Origin of the sequence: Paenibacillus sp. lzh-N1 (assembly GCF_002872435.1) — a bacterium.
Lineage (GTDB): Bacteria > Bacillota > Bacilli > Paenibacillales > Paenibacillaceae > Paenibacillus > Paenibacillus polymyxa_C.
In genome coordinates, this window is record NZ_CP025696.1 from 167,466 (window position 1) to 182,533 (window position 15,068).

General features: G+C 43.7%; 18 protein-coding genes. 3 read left to right on the forward strand and 15 right to left on the reverse strand.

Going from position 1 to position 15,068, the window contains the following annotated elements; genetic code table 11:
- Nucleotides 1-183 precede the first annotated feature (183 nt).
- From C0638_RS00815 to C0638_RS00885, 14 genes are all read right to left on the reverse strand, one after another.
- The gene (locus C0638_RS00815) at nucleotides 184-954 is read right to left on the reverse strand and encodes an alpha/beta hydrolase (RefSeq protein WP_058711802.1); all 771 of its coding nucleotides are present in this window, start codon (nucleotides 952-954) and stop codon (nucleotides 184-186) included.
- Between the two features lie 118 nt (nucleotides 955-1,072).
- Nucleotides 1,073-2,095, reverse strand: coding sequence for a FecCD family ABC transporter permease (locus C0638_RS00820; RefSeq protein WP_058711803.1), 1,023 nt, complete (start codon nucleotides 2,093-2,095; stop codon nucleotides 1,073-1,075).
- The gene (locus C0638_RS00825) at nucleotides 2,088-3,095 is read right to left on the reverse strand and encodes a FecCD family ABC transporter permease (RefSeq protein WP_058711804.1); all 1,008 of its coding nucleotides are present in this window, start codon (nucleotides 3,093-3,095) and stop codon (nucleotides 2,088-2,090) included. Before C0638_RS00825 ends, C0638_RS00820 begins: the two co-directional genes overlap by 8 nt.
- Nucleotides 3,096-3,105: 10 nt before the next feature.
- A complete protein-coding gene (locus C0638_RS00830; RefSeq protein ID WP_058711805.1) occupies nucleotides 3,106-4,086 on the reverse strand; it encodes an ABC transporter substrate-binding protein in 981 nt (326 codons plus the stop codon).
- A 167-nt stretch (nucleotides 4,087-4,253) separates the two neighbouring features.
- Complete coding sequence (locus C0638_RS00835; RefSeq protein WP_058711806.1) at nucleotides 4,254-4,937, reverse strand: HD domain-containing protein; 684 nt, start codon at nucleotides 4,935-4,937, stop codon at nucleotides 4,254-4,256.
- A gap of 46 nt (nucleotides 4,938-4,983) precedes the next feature.
- Nucleotides 4,984-5,712 (reverse strand): HEAT repeat domain-containing protein, encoded by a 729-nt coding sequence (locus C0638_RS00840; protein WP_102163290.1) that lies wholly within the window; start codon nucleotides 5,710-5,712, stop codon nucleotides 4,984-4,986.
- A 198-nt stretch (nucleotides 5,713-5,910) separates the two neighbouring features.
- Nucleotides 5,911-6,945, reverse strand: a complete 1,035-nt coding sequence (locus C0638_RS00845) for an NAD(P)/FAD-dependent oxidoreductase (protein WP_058711807.1) — start codon at nucleotides 6,943-6,945, stop codon at nucleotides 5,911-5,913.
- 486 nt (nucleotides 6,946-7,431) lie between these two features.
- The gene (locus tag C0638_RS00855; protein ID WP_058711808.1) at nucleotides 7,432-7,881 is read right to left on the reverse strand and encodes a hypothetical protein; all 450 of its coding nucleotides are present in this window, start codon (nucleotides 7,879-7,881) and stop codon (nucleotides 7,432-7,434) included.
- Nucleotides 7,882-7,906: 25 nt separating this feature from the next.
- On the reverse strand, nucleotides 7,907-8,428 hold the full coding sequence (locus tag C0638_RS00860; protein ID WP_058711809.1) for a GNAT family N-acetyltransferase: 522 nt from the start codon (nucleotides 8,426-8,428) through the stop codon (nucleotides 7,907-7,909).
- A 55-nt stretch (nucleotides 8,429-8,483) separates the two neighbouring features.
- Nucleotides 8,484-8,975, reverse strand: a complete 492-nt coding sequence (locus tag C0638_RS00865; protein ID WP_025676326.1) for an 8-oxo-dGTP diphosphatase — start codon at nucleotides 8,973-8,975, stop codon at nucleotides 8,484-8,486.
- A gap of 93 nt (nucleotides 8,976-9,068) precedes the next feature.
- Complete coding sequence (locus C0638_RS00870) at nucleotides 9,069-9,530, reverse strand: hypothetical protein (protein ID WP_058711810.1); 462 nt, start codon at nucleotides 9,528-9,530, stop codon at nucleotides 9,069-9,071.
- A gap of 11 nt (nucleotides 9,531-9,541) precedes the next feature.
- On the reverse strand, nucleotides 9,542-9,970 hold the full coding sequence (locus C0638_RS00875) for a GNAT family N-acetyltransferase (RefSeq protein ID WP_058711811.1): 429 nt from the start codon (nucleotides 9,968-9,970) through the stop codon (nucleotides 9,542-9,544).
- Between the two features lie 232 nt (nucleotides 9,971-10,202).
- Nucleotides 10,203-10,556 carry a FlxA-like family protein gene (locus C0638_RS00880; protein WP_058711812.1) on the reverse strand — a complete coding sequence of 118 codons (354 nt, stop codon included), beginning with the start codon at nucleotides 10,554-10,556 and terminating at the stop codon, nucleotides 10,203-10,205.
- Nucleotides 10,557-10,639: 83 nt separating this feature from the next.
- The gene (locus C0638_RS00885) at nucleotides 10,640-11,476 is read right to left on the reverse strand and encodes a hypothetical protein (protein ID WP_058711813.1); all 837 of its coding nucleotides are present in this window, start codon (nucleotides 11,474-11,476) and stop codon (nucleotides 10,640-10,642) included.
- A 285-nt stretch (nucleotides 11,477-11,761) separates the two neighbouring features.
- Here C0638_RS00885 and C0638_RS00890 point away from each other — a divergent pair, with 285 nt between their 5' ends.
- The 3 genes from C0638_RS00890 (at nucleotide 11,762) to C0638_RS26115 (ending at nucleotide 13,421) form a co-directional block, all read left to right on the forward strand.
- Nucleotides 11,762-12,337 carry a class I SAM-dependent methyltransferase gene (locus C0638_RS00890; protein WP_013370020.1) on the forward strand — a complete coding sequence of 192 codons (576 nt, stop codon included), beginning with the start codon at nucleotides 11,762-11,764 and terminating at the stop codon, nucleotides 12,335-12,337.
- Nucleotides 12,338-12,352: 15 nt separating this feature from the next.
- Nucleotides 12,353-12,958: a DedA family protein gene (locus C0638_RS00895; RefSeq protein ID WP_013370019.1), complete on the forward strand. Its 606-nt coding sequence runs from the start codon at nucleotides 12,353-12,355 to the stop codon at nucleotides 12,956-12,958.
- A gap of 406 nt (nucleotides 12,959-13,364) precedes the next feature.
- Nucleotides 13,365-13,421, forward strand: a complete 57-nt coding sequence (locus C0638_RS26115; protein WP_419179378.1) for a hypothetical protein — start codon at nucleotides 13,365-13,367, stop codon at nucleotides 13,419-13,421.
- Between the two features lie 202 nt (nucleotides 13,422-13,623).
- Here C0638_RS26115 and C0638_RS00900 read toward each other — a convergent pair whose 3' ends face one another.
- The gene (locus C0638_RS00900) at nucleotides 13,624-14,934 is read right to left on the reverse strand and encodes an alkaline phosphatase (protein ID WP_058711814.1); all 1,311 of its coding nucleotides are present in this window, start codon (nucleotides 14,932-14,934) and stop codon (nucleotides 13,624-13,626) included.
- Nucleotides 14,935-15,068: the final 134 nt, after the last annotated feature.

Sequence of the window (15,068 nt, forward strand, 5' to 3'; positions counted from 1 at the left end):
TAATTGTTATTATTAATTTGTTATTAACAATAAAATAACACAACTAAACAATAATATCAATATGACATTTACAAAAAAATAAAGGCTGCTCCCTCTCCGATATGCTCGGTTGGGGAAACAGCCTCAGATTTCTTGCATTTTTTTAATAAAAACACTTTCAAAAATGTATACCTATCTACATATTTAAATAGAATCACTAGCAAAACGAACCGCTCTGCTAACCAAGACCGGCAGCACGGATATATGACCTTCGTCTGCAAATTCCCGGTACTCTACGTGTAGTCCTAGATTGTCCCTAGTCGTTAGACGTGCAGCTAAGTCCCTGGCTTTTTCCTGCATGCCACTAAAATGCCCAGCCTCTAACTCCCCTACAGCAATCAACAGCTTTTTAGTCCAATGCTTCTGAGCTATAGAAGCTACAAACTGTTTCTCTTCATCCTTAATAGCTTGTCCACCCCAGTGTATAGACGGACTTCCCGCCACATACACCTGAAAAGAGTCTGGTCTTGTAAACAGGGTATGTAATACGAACAGTCCTCCAAGCGAATGCCCGAAGATCGTCTGTCGGTTGCGGTCGATAGGAAAATCACGCTCAATCATAGGCTTAAGCTCATCTTCAATAAATGACAAGAAATGCTCGGCGCCCCCGCTTTCTATAGCTGCATCTTCGTTTGGCTTTATGGGAAGCTCTACAGCCGCCCCCGGTAATGTAAGATCGTAATATCGTGAAGGATGAAATGGAGCCTCTGTTGGATAGCCTATTCCTACAATGATAGCTGGAACAACCCCCGTTTTGTCGGGCCGTCTACCCTGAACGCGCACTGCTTCAACCATGGTTCCAAAAATAGAATTGGCATCCAGCACATAAATAATAGGATAACCAGATACAGGAGGTTCCTCGGCAGGGATGGCAATATAAATATGATACTCACGGTTTTCAGCCTGCGAGTGCATCACTCGATGCTGACTACGAGGAACGCATACGGCTCCGTGAGCATCGCTGGAATGATTAGCTTGCGTAAATACGTTATTAATGAGAATAACCTCCTGTAGAACCTGAATTCTAATGAAATCAGGCCGTTTTTTTCATAAGCAAGACTACAAAATAAGGGACCCCGATCACCGCAATAATCAGTCCAACGGGAATTTCCGCAGGCGCAACTACCGTTTTGGCAATAAAATCAGATAATAGCACCAGTACCATACCGATCATACCGCATACAGGAATCACAAAACGATGATGAAGGCCAACCAGCCTTCTGGCGATATGAGGAGACAATAATCCTACAAAGCCTATTCCTCCCGAAACAGACACACAGGCACTCACCAGTCCAATGCTGGACAACAGAAGAATAGATTTTTCCTTTTCGGTCGCAACCCCGAGACTTTTAGCTGTATGTTCATGCAATTGAAATAGATCCAGCACATACGATTTCAACCAAATAACAGGAATTAATATGACAAGCCATGGAATTACGGCAGCAACCAGCTTCCAATCAGCACTCCAAATACTGCCCGACATCCATACTGTCGCCATCTCGAAATCCGAGGCTTTCATTTTCAGCGACAGATATAAGCTTAAGGAACCGAAGCCAGAGCCAATCGCGATACCTACAAGTAGCAGTCGCTGCGAATCCAGACGTCCTGCTTTCCAAGCAAATAAATAGATCAGCAGCGCAGCTACCAAGCCTCCAATCAAGCCGAAAAAGGGCATAGCCAGCGCCGCAGTCCAGCCTGTCGTCTCCATCTGTCCCTGGTAAAAGAACATAAATATGACGATTGCTGCCCCTGCCCCTGCGTTAATGCCTAAAATGCCGGGATCGGCTAAACCATTCCGTGTAACTCCCTGTACCGCCGCCCCAGCTATCCCCAGACCTAAGCCGACCAAGGCCGCAATCACAATACGCGGTAGCCGAAAATCAAAAATCACCAAATCCAGCTGCGGAGTAGGGTGGATACGGAGCAAGGTCTGAATTACTTCCTGAAGGGTCATGTCGAACTCTCCATGGGTCAGACTAACATAGGAGGCTACTAAAATAAGCGCAGCCCCGCCTGAAAGTACGAACCACAGCCGTTTCACACTGATTTCACGCATGCTCTCCCCCTCCTTTTCTACGTATTAAGTACAGAAAGAAAGGGATGCCAATGACCGAGGTAACCACTCCAATAGGCGTTTCAAACGGATAATTAAGAAAACGGCTCAACACATCAGACATGCCCAAAAAAACACCACCGATCAAACCAGAGCATGGAATGACCCAACGGTAATCTACCCCGATTAAATATCGGGTAATGTGCGGAATCAACAAGCCAACAAAAGCAATTTTCCCTGCCAGCGCAACAGAAACACCTGTCAGCAATGCTACACAGAGCATCGCCCCCAGCTTGACTGGTAATGCCCGCTGTCCCAGACCTGTGGCCACGTCGTCGCCCAAAGACAGTAGTGTTATTGGCTTGGCCAGCAGCATTGCTCCTACAATTGCCACAAGCGCAAAGGGAATTGCCAATTGAATCATCCCGGGGTCCATCTGATGCAGACGAGCGTTAAACCAAAAGCTTACATTTTGCGATACATTAAAATAAATGGAAAGAACGGCCGACAGGCTGCTTAAAAACGTGCCGATGATCGTTCCCAAAATGGTCATACGAACCGGAGCAAGGCCGCCGGGAATCATCCAGGCTAAACCGAATACAATAGCCACCCCCAGAGCCGATCCCACAAAAGAACTTCCAATCAGGCCCATCGAAGTGGAGTTCGGTGCAAGGATCATCATTAAGGTGATCACAAACGCCGCCCCATCCGACACCCCCATAATTGAGGGTGAAGCCAAGAAGTTCCGCGTCATTCCTTGCATAATGGCTCCTGAAATCGCAAGAAAAGCACCGATTAATATAGAGCCGACCGCTCTGGACAGACGCGAGTTTAAAACGACCTGATGATCCACATTCCCAGCATCAAAATGAAAAAAGCTAGCAGTTACCGTCCCCCATTCTATCGTTTTGGCTCCATACATCACAGACAGCAGTAGCGTTAATACGATAAATAAGGGAGAGACGAAGATTACAACATAAGGAGAGATCAACTTTTTTCCCATGTTCCTACCTTTACTGCGAAAGTCGGTTCATAACCGCTTCCAAAAAGGCAAGTTTGCTCCATGAAGTACCACCTTGAGCATTGGGATCTACAATATTGACGAAGGTTTTCCCATTCTTAACGGCATTGATGCTGCTCCAAATCGGATTCTTCTCCAAATCTGCCAACGCCTGCGGCTGATCCTTGTTCTCTCCTTCAGAGAATTGCACGAACAGATAATCCGGGTTCATATCAGCCAATTTCTCCAGAGAAACCGCCTCTTGTGCTTTAACTGTATTTAACTCTTCCGGTACTTTAGCTCCTAGATCAGCATACAGGGAAGGATTGAAATATACATCTGCAGGATATACATACAAATTGCCTGTACGAATCCTTACCATGAGTACCTTTTTATTTTCCCATATTGGCTTTAGCTTCTGTTGGGCCGCTTCCGTATCTTGCTTGTACTTATTCAGGATCTCTTTCGCTTTCGCCTCTTTGCCCGTAAGTTCTCCCAACATTAATAGATTCGCTTCCCAGTTCGTTGAAATATGGGATACTGGAATCATTGGAGCGACCTTACCTAGCTGATCTGCCACCGCAGGCCGAAATTTAGAACTTCCCAGAATTACATCCGCTTTCAGTTTGAGGATCGTTTCAGCGCTAGGCTGCATTCGGTCACCAACGTCTGTAGCTCCTTCCATTGCTTTCTCCATGAACTCAGGGAATTTCCCGCCCGAGGTAACCGCCCCAGTTGGTTTCACTCCCAGGACAGCCGCATCTTCCATCGCTTCCAGACTAGCTATAATAATATGATCCGTTTTGGCCAGCTTATAAGTCTTATCTAGATATGTAATCGTCTTGGCACTTTCTCCGTCAGAAACAGACGTTTGTGTCGATGCATTGGTATTCTTTTGGGCTGAGCTATCCACCTCCTGTACCTTTTCACCACATGCCGTCAACAGCAAACTTGCCGATAACAAGGTACACATCCATACTGCAAATTTCTTCATGATCTAAAAGACTCCCCTCTACCTACTTGAATTTATAGATAATAATTATCATTATCATTGATAACTATTATCAATAGTAGGAGAGAAATCGGTGTATTGCAATATTTTTTCTAATATTTATTAAAAAGAGAGCTGACTTCTCCTGGAATCATTGCAATTAGGAAGCATCAGCCTCCCCTGTTCTGTTGGATATCATTCACATTCCATTCTCTATAGAACTGCTCCAAATACATCTCCATCCATTGATGCCGGACCTCCGCTAGCTCTCGGGCATAAGTGGTGTTCATTAAATCCTTGAGCTTGAGCAGCTTTTCGTAAAAATGGTAAATAGCACTTTTACCTGCGGCGCGATATTCATACTGTGAATAGTCCTGACCTGGTTCATGCATGATACTGCCCTTTGAGCCTGCATACATAAAGGTTCTTGCAATCCCAATCGCTCCCAGGGCATCCAACCGATCTGCATCCTGTACAACCTGACCTTCCAGCGTTTCCATAGGCGGGTTTTGTCCACCATTGTAGGACATTGTAGCAATAATGGTCATTACGTGTGTGATCACGTCCGGATCGTTTACATGCAGATGCAGCCACTGCTCAACTTTATCCAGCCCCGCTTGTTTGGAATCATTCAATTTTTCATCCGCTACATCATGCAACAGTGCTGCCAGTTCACACACGAACGGATCTGCACCTTCTTTTGCAGCGAGTTCAATGGACAGCTTCCTCACCCGGTCAATATGCCACCAATCGTGACCACTGTGGTCATGCTCCAACTGTTGCTGTACATACGGCTCTGCCTTTTGAATGATATCTACCCTTATCGCTTTCTGTTGCTCTGTTCGTCTGTTCATAAGTCACCTTTCAATCCCGTCCATATTTACTATGTGAGAGGTTGGTTTATTTTTTTATATGCTTGTCCATTTGCTTAGCGCGAATCATCGAGAGCGCCTTACAGGCTGCCAGCTTCCCATTTGGGCTTCCATGCTTCACTACTTCTTTTAATATTTCGGTCGCTGGTTCATACCCATGATATCCCAAAAGAATACATGCCCGTTCCTGTACATACATATCTTCATCATCCACATAGGAAAGCAATGAATCCACCTCACTGACAGGTGTAATCGCCATTAAGCTGTAAAGAAGCTGACACCTCACGTCATCCTCCATAGATGAATCCTTTTCCAGTATAGCCTGTAATTCATGCATACAGCGAATATCTTCTGCTAGTTGTTCGGTGCTTATGTCCTCGTCAGATGGGTAATCCTTATGCAGCTGTTCCCAATCGAGCTCCGGGTTTTGCTCCAACTCTGCAATCAACGAAGCCGCACTTCGGTATATCGGTGACAAATCTGTTTCCTCGTGATTTATATAACATAATTTATATGCCAACGGTCCTTCTACATACAGGCCTACATAATTAGAATGATCATCCGTCCATAGAGGGATGATATGTTTGAACACCTCGATCTGCGCCATCCACTCAGTACTCTCAGCAAGCTCCTGTTCACTCAGTAATCGTAGCTGAACCTTCTGCCCTTTCTGCTTCTTACTATGGATCAGTAAAGCTTCCAGCGTATCGTCAGGCAGATAAATCGCTAGACGCTCAAACACCTCTCGTAAGCTCATTTTTTCACACTCCTAATCTTTTCTACTCCAAATCTACTATTTAAGTCCCGAAAAAGACAGGCTTTCTTCATTTTATTCTATATGTGTGAGGCATCCAACATTAGGTCGAGAAGTCCTTAACTATGCAAAAAAAGAACCTCCTCAACCACATCAGCTGTAGTTAACGGAAGTTCTTTATTAAACACTGATTCCCTTATCTTACTCCAAGACACCAAGCTCGCGGTTTTTTTCCTTGAATCGGCTGTTATGAGAAGATACATATGCCGCTTTGTCAGCTGTCGGATCAATGTACAGCTTGGCGCTGTTGAGGGCAAGGGCGGCGTCTGTGAACGTACCTGCAATCAGATACAGCTTGCTTCCGTACTCGACAAAATCGCCTGCAGCAAAAATCCCCGGTAGATTCGTTTCCAGCTTGTCGCTCACGCGGGCATGCCACTCTCCCATATCCAGTCCCCAATCTCGCAGAGGACCGAAATCGGATTTTAGACCATGATTTACGATAACTGCATCAACATTCAGCATCTCTGTTTCGCCCGTATCTACATGATTGATCGTCACCTGCTCAATCGTCTCTCCGTTGTTGCTATGTAACTGACCTACCGCGTAAGGTGTGAGAACACGAACCGAAGAGGATTTCATACGGGCTACATTTTTCTCATGTCCGCCAAAATGATCCCGACGATGTACAACTGTCACACTCGCCGCAATAGATTCCAGCTCATTCGCCCAATCTACCGCCGAGTTGCCTCCACCGGAAATCAGAACATGTTTGTCCCGGAACGGCTCCAGCTCTTGTACGGTATAATGCAGATTTGTAACCTCGTAACGGTCAGCGCCTTCAATCTCCAGTTTAGCCATTTTGAGAATACCATAGCCTACGGCCAGAACGATCGTACGCGTCCAATGCTGTTCCCCTGTGGCAGAAGTCAGCAGGAACGTACCATCTTCTTGCCGATCCAAACCCGTAATCTGTTGCCCCAATACAATGGTAGGCTCGAACGTCCGTGCCTGCTGCTCCAGCTGGTCGATCAGCTTTTCACATAAAATCGGGGTAACGCCTCCAACATCCCATATCATCTTCTCAGGGTATATGCGCATCCGCCCGCCTAGCTCATGCTTGGCTTCGATCAGCTTGGTTTTCATATCTCTCATTCCACTGTAAAACGCGGTATACATACCGGCAGGACCGCCGCCGATGATCGTTACATCATATAATTCCAAGGACTCTGTCACTCTGCAACTCTCCCTATCATAACTTAATATGTCTGCTTCTATTATAAGTGATAATAATTATCAATATCAATCAAGAAATAAAAACATATCTGTGACAGAGGTTTTTGTGATTTTGGAACTACATTTTATACAGTTATCTGGCTATTGCTTTTGTTAATCTTGTGTATTAGGCAGGGATTGATTCACTATTGCATGCAATGCTTTTTCATTCAACCCAGTCTGTACAAATTGAAAACGGTGGCCTGCCAGTCTCTGAACTCGATCTATGATCTGCCCGAGATGATAAGCCGTATGCTCAACCACATGGTAAACATCATACATATTTATATAGCCTGTATTATCCAATGCTGCACTGAAGGTTTGAAGCTATCCTCCATACCTTCATGCCCGCAGCTTAACCAAGTATTGATCGTACATTCTGTGCTTGGATATGATCGTAAATTCATGCATGGAAGAATTCATATGTTCATTTCCTCCTTCATCTTTTCAGCTGTATTTTTTGAAAAAGTCACTTCCGTGGATTATCCAATATCGTTCAGCAGGAGGGACCTCTTCCAAAAAGTTCTGATATTCCCCTTTCCACCCCACCGGGACATAGTGTTCAAAAGAAGCTGGCTCTGGAAATAGTGAGTAGAGAATTTTCTGGTCAAAATCAACATATAAAGCAGGACAGAATTCCAACACTTCATCCTTATGCTGGATTGCATCATCTAGCATCTGGAGCATTGTAGTGAGTTCTCCCGTAGCCACCTTATATTCACAGATGTGTTCCAAAAATGCTCCCGCTGTAGTCTCATCCAAAATAGCGATACCAAACCGTTCCTCCATCTCGGTATTCAAAAACCAATACTCTCTTTCCGTGACATACCAATTCCATTGTCCCTGAAAAACGACACCGACAATAATATTTTGTGCATATTCAGGCCATATTTTCATGAGCTTTTCTGTTCCCCTCCCTCACTTACAGCTCGATCCAAAACCGGTTTACACGGTTTCCATCTTCCTCTATGTAATCCTTGTCTGGTGTTCCGCCGTTTCGCAGAATCGTTCTTTTGGAACTGATATTATCGGAGTCGCATACGACGAGGGCTCTGGAAACACCCAACTCTTTTGCTTTGCTCAATGCCAGACTCAGCATAGTCACAGCGTACCTGTTCCCTCGTGCAGAAGGACGGATACCATAACCGATATGACCGCCAGCATTTAACAGATGCTCATTAAGATCATGACGGATATTCACTGCTCCGACGACCTGGTCATCTGCATCCATCAGCCAGTATGTCGAACTTTTAACCCAGCCTTCAGACAAGCCAATTCCATTTTTCTGTTGATTTAAAAACGTCAGCATACCTTCAAAATCATACGGTTCTATAGAAATCACCCAAGGCACCATTTGCTCCTGGCTTTTTTTCCATTCCTCATAAAATGAAAGATAAGTATCCTTCCAGCGCCGATCCGGCTCAACCAATCTTACGGTCTGCATCCCACTCACGACCTCCTCTTTAAGCGCTCCATATATCTACTAATGGTCGTCATCTCTACACCCCATAGTTCTTAGTCGTTGCTTCCAGAGTTTCATCCGTCTCCGCAAGCCACACGGAACTAACCTCAAACGTCCCCGGCTCGAAAAACAATGGAAATCTCCGCTTAAACCAATCCTGCATCGGCAAATTTAGTGCTTCCTTCATATCCACCCACAGCAGATCTCCCTCAGGGGGATTCTTTAATAGTTCACCTTCCGTTGCCGTCGCCAAATAGTTAAAGACCATATATCTCAGCCCTTGCCTTGGATCACAATATTCGTCGATTCCTTTAAATACAATTTCCGTAACCGTTAAGCCCGTTTCCTCCTTTACTTCGCGAATGGCTCCGTTCACAATGCTCTCTGGGAACTCTACTTTTCCTCCTGGAGCAATATAACCTGGAAACCCCTTTCGATTGGGTCTATTCATAAGCAATACCTTGGTTCCGTCTTGAATCATGCACATGGTATATATTTTGTGTGTCACTTCAGTAGCCAATCCAATCATACCTTTCTTTATTCACGATTCTCTATGATCTAGCTTTTAACTTTCTCACCGACATATTGTAATTGGTTAAATATAGTATTCCAATCAGAACAATCACAGTCCCTCTTCAAACAACTGCATACCTATAATTTCAAAGGAGACGCCGTCGCCTGCTTTAACGTTGGTATCACCATTCATTTCTTCCGAATCTAAAACAAACGTAGCATCTCCTACAACAATCTCCAGACATTCTATCCCGCCTGCTTCGCCTTGCATCACTTGTTGTATCATTCCTTGAATCCAATAGTCGCCTAGCTTTGGTTGAGGGCGAACAACGCCTGTCTTTTCAGTAGGCCTCAGTCTTCTGAACCCTTCTATATTGGATTGAGAAATCTCAACCGAAATGACACAGCCAGGAATTAACTTGTCCAAGCTTTGTTTATACGGAACAACATACGCATATCCCGAGGTCAGTTCACACCAAAAAGATGTCCAGTAGCCGTATACTTTTTCCTCGCCAATACTACGAATGATGATCTTTTCATCTTTATTTACTTCCTTGATCTGTACGCGCATATTCGGAGTCCTCAGTAGATATTTTTCTTATAATAATAGTGTTTAAAGCCTCTAGGAGCCTCCTCAATGATACCGACTACTTCATACCCATGTTTCTCATAGAATTCAGGCGCTTGAAAAGAAAAGGTATTTAGTTGTATAAAATTACATCCTTTATCTCTAGCCATTTGTTCGATTTCACCAAGCAATTGCGAACCGTAGCCCTTTCCTCTATGGACCTGATCTACCCACAAAATATCAACCTCCACCCAGTTCCAACATAGTACACTTAGAAGACCGCCGATGACCTGACCTTCTCCATTTTTGAGCGTAAGATTAATCTCTTCATATTGGGTTTGAATATCTGCCGGGACGTGTTTTGCATTAAACTCAATCAACTTGTTTCTGACGAAACGAGCTTCATCCTTACTACTTCGACTCATTTGAGGTTCCAGCGTCATGGCTTAAATCCTCCAATTTAGAATGTATACTAACACTACTGATTCAATCTATAAAATACTAAAGTTAGAAACCTTTCATCTTCCACTGTTATTTATTGTATATACTTTTCTAAGTTTAGTCACATGATTCATTTTAACCCGATGTAAACGCAAAAAAGCAGGCTCCCTATGAAACAGAGAGCCTGCTGTCTTTTGTATCATCGTCAGGCTTACAAAAGAAGAGATGGGATGATCAGATAGAAATATCCAGTGATTTTCCAACCCCAGTAATATCACTGCCATTCGAGCTGCTGGCGCGTGTCATTTCCATATTGCTTGGAGCGGACTTTTCCATTTTTGGTGTTAACGTGCTGCCGGATTGAGAACTTTGCTGTGCAATCTGGGCTTCAATTTGTTTAATTTGCTGCTGAAGCTGCTTCATTTTTGTTTCTTTTGTATCTTTATTATCTTTGCTTTGTTGTACCTTGTTGTACTCTGCTTCAAGCTGAGCTTTTTGCTTTTCCAGACTGGCTGTATTGTTGGCACTGGATGAAGATGAAGTACTTGCAATAGATAGAGAATTGCTGGAAGTCGCTGAAATATTCATAGAAAAATCCCCCTTTTAAAAGTTAAGTTTGAGTTACAGGTGTGGGCTAACCGGTTTTAAGATACGCTATTGCACCCTAAAGATTATGACGAAGATGATACAGATTGTTCGAAAATCTTGGCGATTTTATCGAATAAAGCCGATATTTCCTCATCTGTTGCATTCGATTCTTCTGTGTTACCCCATGCGTTTTTCAATGCAGAAATCAGATCTGTTTGCTCACCTGTTTCTGCAGATACGGAGCCGGATAGAAGCTCGGAACTCAGGACGTTTTGCAAATCACTCAGTAAGGATCTTTTTTCATCTACCGTAAGCTCTTTTTCAGATGTAGTGGTGTTATCCTCTTGATTGGTAGTCGCCTGCATATTCCATGCAAATGGGGGCATAATTCCACCCATCGCCTGCATCATTGGAGGCAGACCACTGCCATCAACTTCAGGTCGGAATGAGTCATCTCCAGGCCGCGCAGGGCGATTATTTTGGATGGATTCTGCTATCTTATCGAATAAATTGGATACTTCCTCACCTGTTGCTGTCGAAAGATCCACCCTGGATAACAAATCGCTGACTGCAGCCAAAGGATTTTTCGTACTGTTGTTGATTTCATTCGTTTCAGATAAAGCACTTGAAGACGTTAAGTAATTTTGTAAGTCTGACAACAACGCTTTCTGTTCATCCGTAGTCAGCGCCACAGTATCCTGGTCGTACTTGTAGTCATAACTGTAGTTTTCCGTAGGAAGTGGAGCCTGCATACCCCCGGCATATTCCATAAATTCCGCACTTAATTCGAGTGAATCGTTAGATTTCTTGTGTGTGGTATGCCCCGTGTTATTTAGTCCATTCTCATTTGACTTCAGCGTATTCGAATTATCGTAGGAAGTCGAAGTCTTGATGAGATGCCTGTTAATGGATAGTGACAAAGTAGATCCCCTCTCAATGTACATAGTGTTTTTAGCTGCCCACCTCTCTTTCATCGGTAGCAAAACTGAAGGCAGCCTGAGGGAATGCTGAATGATAACTGAATGAATACGGACTGACCCATACGTACTCTTTTTCTTTTTTCCTAGACCATAGTCAAGGAAAGACCCCTCCGCAGGACGGGGAACTGAACCCTACTCCAGACAGGAGCAAGTAAAGGGATAATTTGTTACTCTTAGCAGAGAATAAATGAACGTATATTGAAAATTGAAGGTAGGGAAAGGTGTATGATCCGTATTAGTCATTTGGTTCATGAGAGACTTATGTTCCTGTTCAAATTTTTGTACTCACCTGCATATGTAGGTAGCGTAACACCCAGTTCCAGATTTTTAGCTAAAAATATGATAGAATCCATTCCATGGAGTGAAGTTCATGCCGTGGCTGAGCTCGGGGCTGGAACAGGCGCAATTACCCAATACATTCCGTCTACGACAAAAATTCATCCCAAAGTTCTGCTCTTTGAGAAGGACCCGACCATGCAGCAGAGTTTAAAAAGAAGATTCCCGAATTATCTGTGCTATTCCGACTCGCGTGAGCTTCAGCTTGCTATGAAAAATGCCCAAATTGAACAGCTCGACTGTATAATCAGCGGGCTGCCATTCTTCAACTTTCCACAAGCGATGCGAGATCAAATCGTAGAACAAATTCATCTATCACTTAGGGATGGAGGAATGTTTGTTGCCTTTCAATACTCTAAACAGATGAAGCAGCAGTTAGGTGAATGGTTTGATATTGAAGAAATCAAGTTTGTACCTATGAATGTTCCACCCGCATTCGTCTATGTATGCCGAAAGAAAGCTTAAGAAAGGAGTATGGGAATGGATGTTGAATATTTAATTTCCATTATCGAACAATATGGCTATGCAGCATTATTCTTCTCTCTATGGCTCGGAATTGTGGGACTGCCCATTCCAGACGAAGTTATAGTGATGACTGGCGGGGCCGTAACAAGCATGGGGATACTTCATCCGTTACCTGCTTTTTTAATTGTATATCTTGGGGTTGTATCAGGCCTATCCTTAGGTTATGTGTTGGGCAGAAGCTTGGGTACACCCATTTTGGATCGTTTGCGCCGAAAGAAAAAAATGGACAAGTATATTACTTTTTCAGAGAATTTAGTACATAAGTATGGAAACTTCACGATATGCATCAGCTACTTGCTGCCAATCGTTCGCCACATTGTCCCTTATATTGTGGGGATCAATAAAATGAGCTTCAAACGCTATGCCCTCTTCTCTTATTCAACGGGCTTGATTTGGACGCTGATCTTCTTCCTGCTCGGACGTCTCTTTGGTGACCATGTACAAGCAGCAGGAGAATTGATTCATCGTTATGGCTTGCAGGTGGCATTGCTTCTCATCATGCTGACAATTATATTTTTTATAATGAAATTTGTGTGGGGGAAGAAAACAACGGAGGAGTAAAGGTTGAGTCTATTCGGCATGTTCATAAATTTAAAAGTTACCTGTCGTGCCACTACGCAGACGGATGGTGCTTCCCATCGCCACCGCCCCCGGATTTCTGAAATCGACAAAATACATCTCGAACATACCAAATATATTTATAGGGATTCAAAGATGCTGTGCAATTTTTAAATGAGTTACGTAACATCTATACTGGTTAAGAACTCATAATGATTTTCAACTTTTAAAATATATCTTATGAAAAAACAAAAAAGCGCCTAGAACAGGCGTTTTCATTTTTGTCCTTTTTAGCAATAGTATCCATATGATATACTATAAACTAACAACAGAATGGCTTAGATGGGCGGTCGGCTAGTCTCCTGCAAAGGAGGTGATGCCTGTGGAGGTTAAAGATACGCTGATGTTGATGATTCAATTTGCAACGTTGGTGATCTTGATTATTTCCTTCAACAAAAAGAAATAGACCGCCCTCTGGAAAAGGTTAGCGGTCTATTTTACTAATCCAACCCTACAGCCACCGCCCTTATAAGCGGCTGTTGTAAAAGAGTGAGGATGTTAGAGCATCCTTACTCTTTTTTAAGTATATACCTATTGGCTATAGTTTATCACAAGAAAAACCATATTGACAATATGGAAAACCTTTTATGGGCAGCTTTCACCCTGAGCTATTTTTTTAATTGAAGCAGCTTAACCAGCTTGTCATGAATAGCCGTATTCGGGTAATTTCCACTAAATTGGGAGGAACCCGGACCCATTGCAGTTAGCGCTACATCAACGGATGTATGTCCTCCTGTGGTCCAGTCGATATAAAACTTCTCATCAGAACCTTTTACGGTAAAAGGGCCGTCCTCTTTGGAGACACCTTCACCGGATTCATCTTCCGCATCTTCGCCTTCAATGGCCAAACCGCCTGTTTCATGGTCTGCCGTCACTAACACCAAAGTATCTGGATGCGCTTTGGCATAGTCCTTAGCTACTTTGACAGCCTTATCCAGCTGCTGCCCAGCTTTAATGGTTAATTCACCCTCATTGTCATGCGCCATCTCATCAGTTCCTTCTTCCTCTACCATCAGGAAAAAGCCTTTTTTGTTTTTGGATAGAACATCAATCGCTTTCGCTGTCATATCCGGTAAAGAAACCGTTGGGTTGTAAGAATTGCCTAGTTTGTTGTGAGCTTGGAACATTTCTTCATTGGCGAATAGACCTAGCAGTTTAGAGCCTTTGGCTGCTTTCATTTCAGCCTGATCTGTCACATAGCTATAGCCCAACTTCTTCGCTTGTTCCACCAAATTTCCTTGAGTTCCCTTACTAGCTTCCTCAGGATCTTCTGCCGGTGCATCTGGATGTTTGCCTGGTGTTCCTGCAGGGTACCAGAAATCCTCACCCCCGCCCAGAATCACATCCAGCTTGCTTTTCTCAAGATACTGCTTGGCAATCTCGCTTTGCGCGGAGCGCTTCTCAACATGCGCACCAAAGGCAGCGCCCGTCGCATCTGTCACTTGGCTTGTCGTCACCACTCCTGTAGACATGCCTGCTTTTTTAGCCAGTTCCATAATTGTTGTCACTGTTTTTTTATTCAAATCCATTCCGATCGCGCCGTTATACGTTTTCACACCTGTTGCAATGGCAGTCGCAGCAGCGGCAGAGTCTGTAACTAGGTTGTCCCCTGAACTCGTGCTAACCAGACCCGTTATAGGCATCTTGTCCATTTCAAGCAATCCCGATTTTCCAACCGTTGCTAAGCGAATCGCGTTGCGACTGGCTTCCCCCATACCATCACCGATAAAAAGAATGACGTTTTTAGGAGTATCCGCTTTAGCTGATACAGCCTTCTGTGCCTTGGACTCTGCAACAGTGGACTTCGTAGAAGTCGCGGCTGCAAAAGCTGTAGGGATATCAGCAGATAATAAGGGTACAGTCAAAACAGTCACAGCACTTAACGCAAGGATACTCTTTTTCATGGAAGGCTTTTTCACAAGGTCACACTCCAATAAATTTAATATTCATATATGATAATTTCATCATATATTGGTTTTGTAAAAAATCGTAAAGCACTAGGTTTCCCGAATGTAAAAAATTGAAGTGGTCAGCTATGTTTTTATAATAAAAA

Bases quoted from the DNA above. Each gene is read 5' to 3' on its own strand.
- C0638_RS00820 (WP_058711803.1), bottom strand. From the start codon at position 2,095: ATGCGTGAAATCAGTGTGAAACGGCTGTGGTTCGTACTTTCAGGCGGG.
- C0638_RS00865 (WP_025676326.1), bottom strand. From the start codon at position 8,975: ATGATTGGATTGGCTACTGAAGTGACACACAAAATATATACCATGTGC.
- C0638_RS00875 (WP_058711811.1), bottom strand. From the start codon at position 9,970: ATGACGCTGGAACCTCAAATGAGTCGAAGTAGTAAGGATGAAGCTCGT.
- C0638_RS00870 (WP_058711810.1), bottom strand. From the start codon at position 9,530: ATGCGCGTACAGATCAAGGAAGTAAATAAAGATGAAAAGATCATCATT.
- C0638_RS00860 (WP_058711809.1), bottom strand. From the start codon at position 8,428: ATGCAGACCGTAAGATTGGTTGAGCCGGATCGGCGCTGGAAGGATACT.
- C0638_RS00855 (WP_058711808.1), bottom strand. From the start codon at position 7,881: ATGAAAATATGGCCTGAATATGCACAAAATATTATTGTCGGTGTCGTT.
- C0638_RS00835 (WP_058711806.1), bottom strand. From the start codon at position 4,937: ATGAACAGACGAACAGAGCAACAGAAAGCGATAAGGGTAGATATCATT.
- C0638_RS00890 (WP_013370020.1), top strand. From the start codon at position 11,762: ATGATCCGTATTAGTCATTTGGTTCATGAGAGACTTATGTTCCTGTTC.
- C0638_RS00895 (WP_013370019.1), top strand. From the start codon at position 12,353: ATGGATGTTGAATATTTAATTTCCATTATCGAACAATATGGCTATGCA.
- C0638_RS00825 (WP_058711804.1), bottom strand. From the start codon at position 3,095: ATGGGAAAAAAGTTGATCTCTCCTTATGTTGTAATCTTCGTCTCTCCC.
- C0638_RS00840 (WP_102163290.1), bottom strand. From the start codon at position 5,712: ATGAGCTTACGAGAGGTGTTTGAGCGTCTAGCGATTTATCTGCCTGAC.
- C0638_RS00815 (WP_058711802.1), bottom strand. From the start codon at position 954: ATGCACTCGCAGGCTGAAAACCGTGAGTATCATATTTATATTGCCATC.
- C0638_RS00880 (WP_058711812.1), bottom strand. From the start codon at position 10,556: ATGAATATTTCAGCGACTTCCAGCAATTCTCTATCTATTGCAAGTACT.
- C0638_RS00830 (WP_058711805.1), bottom strand. From the start codon at position 4,086: ATGAAGAAATTTGCAGTATGGATGTGTACCTTGTTATCGGCAAGTTTG.